This is a genomic window from Cupriavidus sp. H18C2 (assembly GCF_049393795.1).
GTDB classification, from domain to species: domain Bacteria; phylum Pseudomonadota; class Gammaproteobacteria; order Burkholderiales; family Burkholderiaceae; genus Cupriavidus; species Cupriavidus pauculus_C.
Map to the genome: position 1 here is coordinate 1,121,670 of NZ_CP186011.1, position 13,638 is coordinate 1,135,307.

Consider the following 13,638-nt stretch of genomic DNA (forward strand, 5'->3'; position numbering starts at 1 on the left):
GCGGGATCGGGCTATCGCCACGGACGGTCGTAGGCGCCCTGCGTGACCTGGTCGCCCTCGGCATGGCGGCCCAGCGTGGCCTGCCAGTCCTGGCGCGGCACGAAGCGCCGGGGGTCGCGGCAGGCATCGTCGATGGCAGCGCGCAGCACGCCCACCACGTCGGCCACATAGCGCGGGCTGCGCTGGCGGCCTTCAATCTTGATCGCCGCGATGCCGATGTCGATCAGCGACGGCAGCAGCGACACCGCGTTCAGGCTGGTGGGCTCCTCCAGCACGTAGCCGCGCTCGCCTTCCACCGTGAAACGGCCCTTGCACAGCGTGGGATAGCCGGCCGGTTCGCCGGGCGCGTAGCTGTCGATCAGGATGCCGGACAGCCGCGCCTGCATGGTGCCGTCGCGCTCGTCCCAGCGCACCGCGTGGGCCGGCGAGCAGACGCCCTTGTTGTTGGGCGAGTCGCCCGTGGCGTAGGACGACAGCAGGCAGCGCCCCTCGGCCATCACGCACAGGCTGCCGAAGCCGAATACCTCCAGCTCCACGTCGGTCTGGCGCGCCAGCCGGGCGATCTGCGGCACCGACAGCACGCGCGGCAGCACCACGCGCCGGATGCCGAACTGCTGGCGCATCAGCTCGATGGCATCGGCATGGGTGGCGGAGCCCTGCACCGACAGGTGGATGCGCAGCGACGGGTGCCGCTGCGCGGCGTAGGCGATGAGCCCGGCGTCGGCCATGATCACGGCATCCGCGCCCAGCGCGGCGGCGGCGTCCACGGCATGGTGCCAGCGCTCCACGTGGCCCATCTGGGCAAAGGTGTTGATGGCGAACAGCACCTCGGCGCCGCGCGCGTGCGCTTCGGCCACGCCGGTGCGGATATCGTCCTCGCTGAAGTTCAGGCCGCCGAAATTGCGCGCGTTGGTGGCATCGCGCAGGCCCAGGTAGACGGCGTCGGCGCCATGCTGCAGCGCCATGCGCAGCGCCGCCAGCGACCCGGCCGGCGCTACCAGTTGAGGGCGGCGGATCGCGCCCGGGGATTGTGTCATCGCGTGATGCATCGGGAAGGGGAACCCCCGGATGCTAGCGATTTGATGAGATCGCGCCTTTGACCGTGCGCAAATCCGACAGCGGGCGGACGGGCCGGCCGCCGGGCCGGCTCAGCGCGGCGCCGCGCCCAGCCGGGCCGAAAGCTGGTCGGCCAGCGCGCGCACCTGCCGCCCGATACGTTCGCCGGTGGCGGCGTCTATCTCGCTGCTCAGGTAGCTGACCGCGATGGCGCCGGCGGCCCGCGTCTGCTGCGCGTCGAACACGGGCGCGCCGAAGCAGGTCATGCCCTCGCGCATCTGGCCGTTGTCGATCGAATAGCCGGCCGCACGCACCTGCTCCAGCTCGGTGGCCAGTGCCGCCGCGCTGCCCACGCTGGCTCGCGTCAGCGGCGCCGGCAGGCCATCGGCGAACAGGCGCCGCACGTCGGCGGACGGCAGCGTGCTCAGCATCGCCTTGCCGGTGGCCGTGTAGGGCGCGGGCAGCCGCATGCCGATGCGGAATGTCACGCCCAGCGGCCGGTCGCCGTTCTGGCAGGCCAGGTAGACCACTTCGGCCCCTTCCAGCGTCGACAGCGTGACCGTGGCGTCGTGGAAGGCGTCGGTCTGGGACCAGAGCGCGCGGAATTCCTCGGTGATCTCGGTCTGCGCCAGGAAAGCGTTGGCCCAGCCCATCACGTGCGGGCCCAGCGCCATCGCGCCGCTCGGCAGGCGCTTGAGCAGTTGAAGCTGCGCCAGCGTGTCGCACATGCCGTGCAGCGAACTCTTGGGTGCGCCGGTCAGGCGCGTCAGGTCCGCCAGCGTGAGCGGGGTGGCCGACGCGGCGATGGCATCGAGCACCCGCACGGCCCGGACCACGGCCGGCGAGGTCGGCCGGCTGTCGGGCGCCAGGTCGGCAGGCGGGGTATAGGCGGATTTGGGCATTGGCAACTGCAGGACTGGAACGGATGGCGATGCTGGCGGTCTGCCCGGCATGGGCGTATGATCGAGCATCGTTCGACATACGGAATATAGTTCAATCTATTGAACGCCGGCAAGTCTGACGTGAGGCCGCGCCGGCGCCGTGACTCTCTCGGGGAAATTCGCCATGCAACTGAAGGATCCTTCGCTCTTCCGCCAGCTCGCTTATGTGGACGGCCAGTGGCAAGGCGCCGATTCCGGCGCGACGTTCGACGTGACCGACCCGGCCACCGGCGAGGTCATCGCCAGGGTGGCGGACCTGGGCGCCGCCGAAACCGAGCGCGCCGTGGCCGCCGCCGAGGTGGCGCAGAAGGGCTGGGCGGCGCTGACCGGCAAGGCCCGCGCCGCCATCCTGCGCCGCTGGTTCGACCTGATGGTTGCCAATACCGACGACCTGGCCTACCTGATGACCCGCGAACAGGGCAAGCCGCTGGCCGAGTCCAAGGGCGAGATTGCCTACGCCGCGAGCTTTATCGAATGGTTCGCCGAAGAAGCCAAGCGCGTGGACGGCGAGGTGCTGGCGTCCCCTGCCGCCGACAAGCGCCTGGTCACGCTGCGCCAGCCGGTGGGCGTCTGCGCGGCCATCACGCCGTGGAACTTCCCCGCCGCGATGATCACGCGCAAGGCGGCCCCGGCGCTGGCCGCCGGTTGCGCCATCGTCATCAAGCCCGCCGAACTGACGCCGCTGTCGGCCTTTGCGCTGGCCGAGCTGGCCCATCGGGCGGGTGTGCCGGCCGGCGTGCTGCAGGTGGTGACCGGCGATTCCAGGACGATTGGCGCCGTGCTGACGGGCAGCCCGATCGTGCGCAAGCTGTCGTTCACGGGATCGACCGAGGTGGGCCGCATCCTGATGGCCCAGTCGGCGCCCACGGTCAAGCGGCTGTCGCTGGAACTGGGCGGCAACGCGCCGTTCATCGTGTTCGACGATGCCGACGTGGACGCCGCCGTGGAAGGCGCCATCGCCGCCAAGTACCGCAACGGCGGCCAGACCTGCGTCTGCGCCAACCGCTTCTATATCCAGGACGGCATCTACGACGCCTTCGCGGCCAAGTTTGCCGAGCGCACCAGCCAGTTGCGCGTGGGCAACGGGCTGGAGGACGGCGTCGTGATCGGCCCGCTGATCGAGGACAAGGCCATCGACAAGGTCACGTCGCTGATGGACGACGCCACGTCGAAGGGGGCCCGGGTGCTGACCGGCGGCGGCAAGCACAAGCTCGGCGGCACGTTCTACACGCCGACCGTGCTGGCCGGCGCCACGGCCGAGATGCGCGTGGCACGCGAGGAAATCTTCGGCCCGGTGGCGCCGCTGTTCCGCTTCACCCGCGACGAGGACGCCGTGGCCGCCGCCAACGCCACCGAATTCGGGCTGGCCGCCTATCTGTACACGCGCGACATCGCCCGCGCCTGGCGCACGGCCGAGGCGCTGGAATACGGCATGGTGGGCCTGAACACGGGCCTGATCTCCAACGAGGTGGCGCCGTTCGGCGGCATCAAGCAGTCCGGCATCGGCCGCGAGGGCTCCCGCCACGGCATCGAGGAGTACCTGGAGATCAAGTATCTTTGCCTGCAGGTTTGATGACGATTACGGTTGCGCTGCCGACGGTTTAATCAAGATCCAGGAGACCCCATGAACCCCTTCCGCTTCCAGACCGTGCCGACGGTCATCGTCGAAGCTGGCGCGGCGCGCCGGCTGGGCGCGCTGCTGCGCGAGTCGTACCCGCAGGCGCGGCGCCTGTGCGTCGTGACCGACGGGTTCCTGGCCCGCAGCGGCCTGCTGGCGCCGGCGCTGGACGACCTGCGCCAGCACGACTGGCAGGTGACCGTGATCGACGACGTGGTGGCCGACCCGCCCGAGCACGTCGTGCTGGAAGCCACCGAGCGCGCGCGCCAGGCCGATGCCGAGGTGGTGCTGGGCCTGGGCGGCGGCTCGTCGATGGACGTCGCCAAGCTGATTGCCGTGCTGCTGCCGGCCTCGCAGTCCATCAAGGACATGTACGGCGTGAAGAAGGTCACCGGCACGCGGCTGCCGCTGGTGCAGATGCCGACCACGGCCGGCACCGGCTCCGAGGTCACCGCCGTGTCCATCGTCACGACCGGCGAGACCACCAAGATGGGCGTGGTGGCGCCGCAGCTCTTCGCGGACCTGGCCATCCTGGACGCCGAGCTGACGCTGGGCCTGCCCCGCGCCGCCACGGCGGCCACCGGCATCGACGCGATGGTCCATGCGATCGAGGCCTACACCAGCGCCCATCTGAAGAATCCCGTCTCCGACATGCTGGCCGTGCGCGCGCTGGAACTGCTGTCGCAGAACCTGATGCGCGCCTGCGACAACGGCCAGGACCGCGCCGCGCGCGAGGCGATGCTGCTGGGCGCGATGTTCGCCGGGCAGTCGTTCGCCAACGCGCCGGTGGCGGCCGTCCATGCGCTGGCTTACCCCATCGGCGGCATCTTCCACGTCGCGCACGGGCTGTCCAACGCGCTGGTGCTGCCGCACGTGATGAAGTTCAACGCGCCGGCCGCCTGCAAGCGCTACGGGGAGCTCTGCGACGTAGTGCTGCCCGGCACCACGGGCAGCGACGAAACCAAGGCCGCCGCGCTGATCGCCCATATCGAGGGGCTGGTGGAAGCCACCGGCATCCCGCGCACGCTGCGCGAGGTGGGCGTGCAGGAGACCGACCTGGACCGCCTGGCCGCCGACGCGATGCTCCAGACCCGCCTGCTCGTGAACAACCCGCGCGAAGTGACCCAGGCCGACGCGCACGGCATCTACCGCGCCGCGCTGTGACGCCGGCGGGCGCCGCCGCCATGGTTCCGGCCGGCGGCGGCGTCCCAATCCACCAGAAGTCGTCCGATTCCTACACTGATTTCAGCCCCAGCCCGCCTCAGCGCGGAGTGGTGCTGTCCTAACCTGAAGGCACAGGGACAGCCAGCGCGACAGTACCCGTCTGCCGCGCTGCAGCACCACAACAAAGGAGCGCACCATGGGTATCGGTACTATTCTTCTGATCATTCTCGTCCTGCTGCTGATTGGCGCACTGCCGACGTGGCCGTACAGCTCCGGCTGGGGCTACGGACCGTCCGGCGGCCTGGGCCTGATCGTCATCATCGTCGTGCTCCTGGTTGTGTTGGGCCGCATATAAGGCCCGGGTTTCACAAACCGAAGGAGATCGACCATGCCAGCCAAATCGAAGGCACAGCAGATGGCGGCCGGCGCCGCCTTGTCGGCCAAGCGCGGCGAGCGCAAGGCCAGTTCGCTCAAGGGCGCATCGAAGTCGATGGCCAAGTCGATGAGTGAAGGCGAGCTCAAGAAAATGGCCAGCACCAGCCAGAAGGGCAAGCCCACGCACAAGTCCAAGCGCTGACGCGCGCGGCGTGCCGCGCGGGCGGCAAATGACGGAGGGGCGGTGAAAACCGCCCCTCCGCTGCTTTCTGCCGGGCTAGCCCTTGGACGACTTCGGCGCTTTCCCTGCGGACGCCTTCTTCGTCGACTCCTTCCCGGCGGCCTTCTTCCCGCCCGCTTTCTTCCCGGCGGCCTTCTTGCCCGCCCCCTTCTTGCCCGCCCCCTTGTTCCCGGCGTCCTCTTCGAACCGCACCGGCCCCACATAGCCCAGCAGCCGGCGCGCCTTGCCGCTGCGCGCCAGCGGAATCGCCACGGTCATCGCGCGCGCAAAGCCGGCGATGCTGTGCATGTCTTCCTCGACGTAGCGCCGGAAGAAATCGGCCCAGCGGAAGTCGCCATAGGCGTTGCCAGGCTTCTGGTAGGCCCCGGCATTGCGCGTGAACGCGGCGAGGCTGCGGTACGGGTCGTCGCGCATGCTCATCACCGTGGCCGGCAGGTCCTTCTCGGTCAGGTGCTGGCCGTGTTCGTCATATGGATTCAAGTGCCCAAGCGCGCGCATCTGCTTCCAGAACTTGCCCGGCGACAGGTGGCTCAGGTCCGCGATGATGCGCACCGGCGCCTCTTCCCAGCCCAGTTCCAGCCAGGCGCGCGCCCAGTGGTGGTGATCGGCGATGTAGAGTGCGCCGCCCGGCCCCACCACCGTCTCGATGCGATGCTCGGTCAGAAAGCGTTTCTGCGCGGCCGGGCTGCGCGGCCGGGCCGAGACGTCCATTTTCTCGTGCACCTGGTACATGCCGAGCGTGATCTGCGTGGGACGCAGCGTATCCAGTTCCGCGGTCGTTTCCGTGGCCATCGGCAATGTCCTTAGCTGTTGCTGGCCACCTGGCGGTCCACGTAGTGCTCAAGCTCGCTGCCAGGGTCCTCGTTGCCGGTGCTGTCCTCGGCCACGGCCTCGTGCGCCACCGGCGCGGCGTGGGCCGGGCGCGTGGTGTCCGGCGATGCCTCGCCCGACGGCTTGCCCTTGCCACCCGGCATCGGCCAGTACTCGCCTTCCGGCGCGCCGATCAGCGACGGCGCCCGCTTCGGGTCGAAATCGGTCCACTGGCCGCCTTCCCAGGTGCCCTTGGCCTGCTCGCAGTCGCTGGCGCCGCCTTCGCGCAGCACCTCCAGCACTTCGTCGCGGCGGTCGCCCTTGGCACGCGCGGCCAGCAGCACGCCGGGCGGCCGGGCACCGCCCGGGTCCACCGACATGATCGAGACGTCCCAGACCGAGAAGCCACGCGCGTAGAGCTTCTGGGCGGCCTGCTCGGCCTCGGGGATGGATGCAAAGCGTCCGGCGACTATCGAAGACATGATCGTTTCTCCCTGTTTATCCTGCGGTCAGAGGCATCAGGCGTTCACCACCTCGCCACCATTGATGTGGAGGATCTGCCCGGTGATATAGCTCGCGGCGTCCGACGCCAGGAACACGTAGCCGGCCGCCACCTCGAACGGCTGGCCGGGGCGCTCCATCGGCGTCTTCTTGCCGAATTCCGCCACTTCCTCGGGGCTGAACGTCGATGGAATCAGCGGCGTCCAGATCGGGCCCGGCGCCACCCCGTTCACGCGGATGCCGCGCTTGACCACCTGCAGCGCCAGCGAGCGCGTGAACGCGACGATGGCGCCCTTGGTGGCCGAATAGTCCAGCAGGTGGGCGCTGCCCCGGTAGGCGGTGACCGACGTCGTGTTCAGGATCGTCGACCCCTTGCCCAGGTGCGGCAGCGCCGCGCGCGTGACGTGGAACATCGCAAAGACGTTGGTGCGGAATGTCCGCTCGACCTGGTCGGGCGTCACCTCTTCCAGCGATTCCTGCGGATGCTGCTCCGCCGCATTGTTCACGAGGATGTCCAGCCGGCCGAACCTGGCGAGCGTGTCCGCCACGACCTTGTCGGCGTGCTGGACATCGGCGATATCGCCGGCAATGGCCAGCGCCCGCTGGCCGGCGTCCTCGACCAGCCGCTGGGTTTCCTTCGCATCCTCGTGCTCGTCGAGATACGCAAACGCAACGTCCGCCCCCTCGCGCGCAAAGGCCACGGCGATGGCCCGGCCGATGCCACTGTCGCCGCCGGTCACCAGCGCCACCCTGCCTTGCAGGCGGCCGCTGCCGACGTAGTCGTCCGCGCCGCTGTCGGGCTTCGGCGTCATTTCGCTCTCCAGGCCCGGCTGGCGGTCCTGGTGCTGGGGCGGGAGCTTCTCGGGTGTGGACATGGCGTGCGTTCCGTAGGATCTGGCGATGAATGGATCAATACGGCAAGGCGCGCAAATTCCGTGCCGCGGCGCGCGCAGGCAACCACCGGCAGCCGCTGCCACGGCGATGCGTAACGGTTACAAGTGCTGGCAAGGATTGCACCGGCCACACGGCGCCGCATCGGAAAGCGTGGCGGCACAAACCTTGCTCCACCGTCGCCGGTACTGGCTTTTGCGAGAACAGATCCATGGGTAAGCGAAAAAGACGGCTTGGCGAAGGCGCGGCGCTGATGGTGCCGATCGACCATCTGCGCCCCACGCAGATGACCGTGGGCGCGTACCACGTCGCGCAGAAGATGCACGTCACGCGGCGGCTGTCGCACGCCGACCTGCCTGCCTTTCTGGACCAGCATCGCGTGCACGTGGTGCAAGGCCCCGACCAGACGCTGTTCGTGGTCGACCATCATCACTGGGTGCGCGCGTGGCAGGAGATGGGCATCGACATGGTGCCGGCGCTGGTGCGGGACGACCTGAGCCACCTGTCGTGGCGCGAGTTCTGGAAGCAGATGGACGCCGAGAACATGGTCCACCCGTACGACGAGCACGGCCGGCGCCGGCCGATCCGCGAGCTGCCCGAGGACGTGCACAGCATGCGCGACGACCCCTACCGCAGCCTGGAAGCGTTCGTGCAGCTTGCCGGCGGCTACCGCAAGGTGTCGACGGCCTATTCGGACTTCCGCTGGGCCGATTTCTTCCGCAAGCACATCAAGGGGCCGCTCGATACGCACCACACGTTCGCCGGGGCGCTGGCGCGCGCCGTAAAGCTCGCGCTGAGCCCCAAGGCCCGTGGCATGCCCGGCTACATCGGGCCGGCCGACTGACCGGCCTGCGCCTTGCGCCGGGCGATGTCCCGCGCGTGCGTCAGCGCGCAGCACAGCAGCAGGTAGGCCCGCTTGAACTCGCCGGCGGCCTCGCGCGGGCTGCCGTTGCGCGCGTGGCGAAAGCCGGCTTCGAGCCGGGCCTCGATGCCGCGCTCCACGTCGGGCTGCGTGAACAGCGCGCGCTCGCGGCTGTTCCACAGCGCCATCGTCGTTGCCTGGCGCGTTTCCAGCGCCGCGGCCGACATGTCCTCGTCCGGCTTGCAGAATTCCAGCCGCATCTCGCACAACGCCTGCATCAGCACGCGCGTCTGCCGCAGGTCCTTGCCGCGCGCGGCGCGCGGGGTGCCGCCCTTGCCGCGCTGGATAGCCGTGGCCAGGCGCGCCGGCGACACGTGCAGGCCGTGCCGCGCCGGCCCGCCATCGCTGGCGGTCACGATGCAGGCATTGCCGGATGTCTCGGACGATTGGAAAGATTCAGCAGCAGGCAGCGACGGGCGCGCCTCGGTATGGAAGTTTGCCTCGCTGCTGCTGTCAGCGTGAAGGCAACCAATGACTGCATGTTCCACCTTGAGCCTCGATTGCGATGCGTGTTGTGCTTGTTATGGGTATCTGCATCGATGCAATTGCCGTGCCGGTCGATGCCGTGCCGGTGCTCACCCGAACGGGTGCCGCTTCAAGCGGCTTCAAGCGCTTTAGGCGGCCTTGCGCGGCGAGGACGATACCGTGGCGGTGTTTTCCAGCAGCGCCAGCAGCCGGGCCTCGTCGGACCGCAGGCGCGCCGCTGCACGCGGTGCCGGTAAGGCGTGCAATGTGTCGTCCATGAACGCGGCCAGCACGTCGGGATGCACGTAGCACTTGCGGCAGACCGCCATCGTATTGCGCAGCCGCTGCGCCACGGTGCGGATGACTTCGACCACCGCGCGCTTGCGCGCCGTCTCGCTGTCGGCGGGCGTCTTGCGCAGCAGCGCCAGCGCATGCACGCTGCCCGCCCACGTGCGGAAATCCTTGGCGGTGAACTCGCCGCCGGTCACCTCCTGCAGGTAGGCGTTGACGTCGGTCGAGCCGATCTCGCGGATCTGGCCCTCGGCGTCCTGGTACTTGAACAGCCGTTGCCCGGGCAGCTCGGCGCAGTTGCGCACCACGCGCGCCAGCCGGGCGTCGTTGACCGAGACGTCGTGCGTCACGCCGCTCTTGCCCGTGAACTGGAAGCGCAGCCGGCTGCCGCGCACGGCCACGTGTTTGCGCTTGAGCGTGGTCAGGCCGTAGGTGCGGTTCTGCTCGGCGTAGCGCGGCGTGCCAACGCGTACCAGCGTCGCGTCGAGCAGCGCCACCACGGCCGCCAGCACCTTCTCGCGCGGCATGCCGTTGCGCGCCAGGTCGCGCGTCACGCGCCCGCGCAGGTGCGGCAGCGCGTGGCCGAATGCCATCAGCCGCGCGTACTTGTCGGCATCGCGCAGCGCGGCCCATTCGGGGTGGTAGAGGTACTGCTTGCGGCCCCGGGCGTCGCGGCCGGTGGCCTGCAGGTGGCCGTTCGGGTCCAGGCAGATCCAGACCGATTCGTAGGCCGGCGGAATCGCCAGCGCGTTGATGCGGGCCAGCGTGGCTTCGTCCACGCGCTTGCCGTCTGGTCGGACGTAGGTAAAGCCCTTGCCGGCCCGCCGCCGGGCAATGCCGGGCTCGCTGTCCTCGACGTAGTGCAGCCCCGCCTTGCGCAGCGCCGCGTCCAGGCTTGGGGTTTCCACATCGGCAACGGGGGTCGGTTTCATGTGCATGCGGGTACGCATGAGTCGTGCCATCCCGGGCGGACGCGCCGCCGCGCCCTTTTGCAATGCTTACCGATCCAAACGGGCGACCCGGGCAACTTTGCAAGTCCTGCAAATCGCCCTGCCCGCCCGCCCCGTCAGCGGCTCTTGTGCATCGGCGGGGCCGACGCGGCGATCACCTGCGGGTCGTTGTCGTCGTCATCCCCGGCCATTACCGCCTCGCGCGTTTCTTCCCTGGCCAGGCTGTCGGGCTCCAGCCCGTCGTCGTGATGCGGCGTCTTCGCCACCGACGACGGCTTGGACGGCCGCGCCGGCACGGCGGGCCCGGTACGCGCCTCGGTCACCATTTCGCGCAGCCAGCCCAGCAGCAGCCGGGTGTAGGCCCGCTGGCTGTCCTCGGACGTCAGGCCGTGATCGGCGCCCTTGAGCACGCGATAGGTGATGGAGCTGGCCTGGATGCAGGCATCGACGTAGCTGAGCACGGCCGTGTGCGGCACGATGTTGTCGTGCTGGGATTCCACCACCAGCACGTCGCCCTTGAAGTTGGTACACGCGCGCAGGGCGCGGTTGGTGTCGGCCGCCACCACCTTGCGGCGGTACGCCACCAGGTCCTGGTCGCGGTGAAGCTGGCGCTTGGGCACTTCCCAGCCTTCGTCCATGTACAGCGCCGGGGCGCGGAAGGCGAGCCAGCGGATGGGCCGCAGCTCGCACAGCACGGCGGCCAGGTAGCCGCCGTAGCTGCTGCCGACCACGGCAATCGCGTTGCGGTCCACCTCGGGGTGCCGCACGAGCATGTCGTAGGCGGCCAGCACGTCGGCCAGATTGCGCATGCGGCTGACGGTCTCGTACTGGGCGGACGTGCCGGCGTGGCCGGTCAGGTCGAAGGTCATGCAGACCGCGCCCAGCCCGGCCACCTCGCGGGCACGCGCCAGGTACTGCTGCTGGCTGCCGCCCCAGCCGTGCACGAACAGCACGCCGGGCAGCTTGGTGGCGGGCGAGATCACCGTGCCGGCGATCATGCCCGCTTCGGTATGGATCTGTATCGATTCTTCATGTGTGGCCATCGGATGTCGACTCCAGTCTCGCGTATTTGGTCAGTGCGCCAACACTGCGGTCTTCTCCCTGAAAGTAGACGTCCGCGTCTTGGGGCACGGTCGCGTCCTTGCCATAGATTTCGCGCGTGCTCGCCGTGGCGCGCACGCATTGCGGGTCGTCGCGGAACGCCGCCAGCGCGGCCAGTTCGGCGCCGGTGGCCCCGCCCACGCGCCAGGACTGCTCCAGCACGCCCAGCAGCGGCCGGCCCTGGTGCGTGCCGAACGCCACGTCGTAGTTGCAGCGCGACACCAGCACGCCCGGAAAGCAGTCGACGGCCGCCGCATGGTAGGCCACGGCCGCCCGCACCGCATCGCGCAGGTGGGCTTCCACCGGGTGCGCCAGCAGGTTTTCCAGCGTGCCGCGCACGACGCGCAGCGTCGACCCGCCATACACGAGCTGGCCACGGTTGTCCCGCGTCAGGTCCTGGGTGCCGCAGTAGCTGGCGCGCAGGTCGCCAATCTCCACCTGGCCGACGCTGAACGTCTGCACGTTGTCGAGATTGCGCTCCAGCACCAGCCCTTCCCGGTCCACGCTGTCCGCGTCCAGGTCCTGTAGCACGCTGTCCAGCTCGGCCTCGGTCGACACCACGTGCTGGCCTAGTCCGCCAATGCCGCACGGCTCCTTCACGCGGACCTTGCCGTCGCGCAGCATCGCCACGCCGGCCTGGCGCGCATCGGCCAGCGAGAACGCGGTGTAGCCGGGCAGCACGTGGTCGCGCACGCGGTCCGTGAAATCGGCGCTCCATCCCTCGGGGGCGCGCGCGTCGGGCGCCACCAGCCCGTGGGAAATCACCTTCGTGCCGATGAATGCGTGCGGCACCACGCCGCCCAGCAGATCCTGCAGGCTGCCGATGCCAAGCTGGCGCGCGGTGTCGATGCCGACCAGCGTATGGGCCGGCACGAAGTAGAACCGCCCGCCGGCGCCGTCGAACGGCTGCTGCATGGCGGCGTCGTAGGTGCCGGCGAACGTGGAGCCGGCCAGGCGGGCCACGCGCTCGGCAATGCCGCGCAGCGTGGCGCCCTGGTGGCTGTCCGGGTCATCGCAGTCGGCCCGGCCGTACGCCACCACGCGCACGATGCGGGTCTCCGGCTCGGGGGCCGCGGCGGTTTCCACCGGGGCGATCGCTGCTGCATCGGGAGTCACTGGGGTTGCCAAGTCGGGCTCCTTCGCGGCCGGGCCGCATCTCCTGCATTGACGGACGGGGTGCCGCGGCTCAGGCCACGGCCGAAGTCTCGCTGTGCGTGTCGCGCTTGTCCTGCGCCGGGGGCTTGCTGCCCCGGGCGTGGCGGGCCCGGGCCTTCTGCGCGTGGTTCTCGTTGGCCTCGTCGATCGAGTGGCTGCACTTGACGTCGCCCTCCTCGTCGGCCAGTTCGGCAAGATGGCGATAGAACTTCACGAGCTGCCGCAATTCCTCCTCGTCGAGGTCCTCGATGGCCACCAGGTGGTTGCTGGCCTCGCGGTGCGACGCCAGCAGTTCGTTCAGCTTCAAATGCACCGCGATCGAATCCTTGTTCTGGCTCTGCTGGATCAGGAACACCATCAGGAACGTGACGATCGTGGTGCCGGTGTTGATCACGAGCTGCCAGGTTTCCGAATAGCCGAACATCGGCCCGGTGATGGCCCACGCGGCCACCACGAACACCGCCAGCGCGAACGCGACCGGCGACCCGGCCTGCTGCGTGGCGGCGCCGGCAAAGCGGTCGAACAGATGAAAAAGGCTGCGCGTCTTCTGCTGGCTCATGTCTGACTCCCTGGGACAAGCGGGACTGTCTACATTGTAGGGAGCGCCCTCATGCAGTTTCAGTCGGTGGCGTCCTACAAGGATGTCATCCGGCACCGTGACACGTCGTATTTACAAGCCACGACCCGGCGCCGCGGGCGCGCGGTGGGCATGACGATTGCTGCTCTCCGCACGGGCGCGGCATCGTGCCGCGCGTATCCCATGACCGACGAGGACTGCCATGACCGAAAGCGAAGCCCCGGGCCGCACCAGCCCCGACGACGAAGACGAACTGCTGCGCGAGCGCGTGGGCACCTGCATCGCCGAATTCTGCGGCGGCGACATGCCCGACGGCGTGGCCGTGCACGTGGTGGACCGGCGCGTGACGATCACGGGCCAGGTGGAGGACATCGATATCGCGCAACGGATCGAAAAGGCCGCGTCGACGCCGCCAGGCATCCTGGGCGTGTCGAACCAGCTCACCACGCGCGTGCCTCCGCCCGCCGAGCCGATGGGCCAGCCGCCCCAGGCCACGGGCATGCGCGCCGACCCGGCGGAAAAGCCGGCCGGGCAGGTGAATCACAAGGTTTGAGGCAGCAGCCTGCTGGGAGCTGGCTCC

General features: G+C 69.4%; 16 protein-coding genes. 6 read left to right on the forward strand and 10 right to left on the reverse strand.

Going from position 1 to position 13,638, the window contains the following annotated elements; genetic code table 11:
- Positions 1-11: 11 nt before the first annotated feature.
- Together ubiU and EPAKOI_RS21615 are read right to left on the reverse strand one after the other, a co-directional pair.
- A complete protein-coding gene (gene ubiU, locus EPAKOI_RS21610; protein WP_124686259.1) occupies positions 12-1,037 on the reverse strand; it encodes a ubiquinone anaerobic biosynthesis protein UbiU in 1,026 nt (341 codons plus the stop codon).
- A gap of 111 nt (positions 1,038-1,148) precedes the next feature.
- Positions 1,149-1,958 (reverse strand): IclR family transcriptional regulator, encoded by an 810-nt coding sequence (locus tag EPAKOI_RS21615; protein WP_423193632.1) that lies wholly within the window; start codon positions 1,956-1,958, stop codon positions 1,149-1,151.
- A gap of 163 nt (positions 1,959-2,121) precedes the next feature.
- Here EPAKOI_RS21615 and EPAKOI_RS21620 point away from each other — a divergent pair, with 163 nt between their 5' ends.
- The 4 genes from EPAKOI_RS21620 (at position 2,122) to EPAKOI_RS21635 (ending at position 5,356) form a co-directional block, all read left to right on the forward strand.
- Positions 2,122-3,570, forward strand: coding sequence for an NAD-dependent succinate-semialdehyde dehydrogenase (locus EPAKOI_RS21620; protein ID WP_423193633.1), 1,449 nt, complete (start codon positions 2,122-2,124; stop codon positions 3,568-3,570).
- Positions 3,571-3,621: 51 nt separating this feature from the next.
- Positions 3,622-4,779 carry an iron-containing alcohol dehydrogenase gene (locus EPAKOI_RS21625; protein WP_423193634.1) on the forward strand — a complete coding sequence of 386 codons (1,158 nt, stop codon included), beginning with the start codon at positions 3,622-3,624 and terminating at the stop codon, positions 4,777-4,779.
- A gap of 196 nt (positions 4,780-4,975) precedes the next feature.
- Entirely contained in the window at positions 4,976-5,134 is a 159-nt protein-coding gene (locus EPAKOI_RS21630) for a DUF3309 family protein (RefSeq protein ID WP_124686255.1), read from the forward strand.
- Positions 5,135-5,167: 33 nt separating this feature from the next.
- On the forward strand, positions 5,168-5,356 hold the full coding sequence (locus EPAKOI_RS21635) for a DUF3008 family protein (RefSeq protein ID WP_124686254.1): 189 nt from the start codon (positions 5,168-5,170) through the stop codon (positions 5,354-5,356).
- Positions 5,357-5,431: 75 nt separating this feature from the next.
- On the opposite strand, the gene EPAKOI_RS21640 is transcribed toward EPAKOI_RS21635, so the two are convergent.
- From EPAKOI_RS21640 to EPAKOI_RS21650, 3 genes are read right to left on the reverse strand one after another with little or no spacing between them, the layout of a single operon-like run.
- Entirely contained in the window at positions 5,432-6,187 is a 756-nt protein-coding gene (locus EPAKOI_RS21640; RefSeq protein WP_423193635.1) for a ParB-like protein, read from the reverse strand.
- Between the two features lie 11 nt (positions 6,188-6,198).
- Positions 6,199-6,687 (reverse strand): hypothetical protein, encoded by a 489-nt coding sequence (locus EPAKOI_RS21645; protein ID WP_423193636.1) that lies wholly within the window; start codon positions 6,685-6,687, stop codon positions 6,199-6,201.
- 36 nt (positions 6,688-6,723) lie between these two features.
- Entirely contained in the window at positions 6,724-7,581 is an 858-nt protein-coding gene (locus tag EPAKOI_RS21650) for an SDR family oxidoreductase (protein WP_124686251.1), read from the reverse strand.
- A 227-nt stretch (positions 7,582-7,808) separates the two neighbouring features.
- On the opposite strand from EPAKOI_RS21650, the gene EPAKOI_RS21655 reads away from it, so the two are divergent.
- Positions 7,809-8,441, forward strand: coding sequence for a ParB-like protein (locus EPAKOI_RS21655; RefSeq protein ID WP_124686250.1), 633 nt, complete (start codon positions 7,809-7,811; stop codon positions 8,439-8,441).
- On the opposite strand, the gene EPAKOI_RS21660 is transcribed toward EPAKOI_RS21655, so the two are convergent.
- The 5 genes from EPAKOI_RS21660 to EPAKOI_RS21680 form a co-directional block, all read right to left on the reverse strand.
- The gene (locus tag EPAKOI_RS21660) at positions 8,420-8,875 is read right to left on the reverse strand and encodes a hypothetical protein (RefSeq protein ID WP_423193637.1); all 456 of its coding nucleotides are present in this window, start codon (positions 8,873-8,875) and stop codon (positions 8,420-8,422) included. The genes EPAKOI_RS21655 and EPAKOI_RS21660 overlap by 22 nt on opposite strands.
- Before the next feature lie 258 nt (positions 8,876-9,133).
- Entirely contained in the window at positions 9,134-10,207 is a 1,074-nt protein-coding gene (locus EPAKOI_RS21665) for a DNA topoisomerase IB (RefSeq protein WP_124686248.1), read from the reverse strand.
- 134 nt (positions 10,208-10,341) lie between these two features.
- Positions 10,342-11,268, reverse strand: a complete 927-nt coding sequence (locus tag EPAKOI_RS21670) for an alpha/beta hydrolase family protein (protein ID WP_423193638.1) — start codon at positions 11,266-11,268, stop codon at positions 10,342-10,344.
- Positions 11,255-12,454 (reverse strand): DUF3182 family protein, encoded by a 1,200-nt coding sequence (locus tag EPAKOI_RS21675; RefSeq protein WP_423193639.1) that lies wholly within the window; start codon positions 12,452-12,454, stop codon positions 11,255-11,257. Before EPAKOI_RS21675 ends, EPAKOI_RS21670 begins: the two co-directional genes overlap by 14 nt.
- A gap of 58 nt (positions 12,455-12,512) precedes the next feature.
- Complete coding sequence (locus EPAKOI_RS21680) at positions 12,513-13,040, reverse strand: low affinity iron permease family protein (RefSeq protein ID WP_423193640.1); 528 nt, start codon at positions 13,038-13,040, stop codon at positions 12,513-12,515.
- A gap of 220 nt (positions 13,041-13,260) precedes the next feature.
- Between EPAKOI_RS21680 and EPAKOI_RS21685 the strand changes: the two genes are divergently transcribed.
- Positions 13,261-13,611 carry a BON domain-containing protein gene (locus tag EPAKOI_RS21685; RefSeq protein WP_124686245.1) on the forward strand — a complete coding sequence of 117 codons (351 nt, stop codon included), beginning with the start codon at positions 13,261-13,263 and terminating at the stop codon, positions 13,609-13,611.
- The last annotated feature ends 27 nt before the right edge of the window (positions 13,612-13,638 follow it).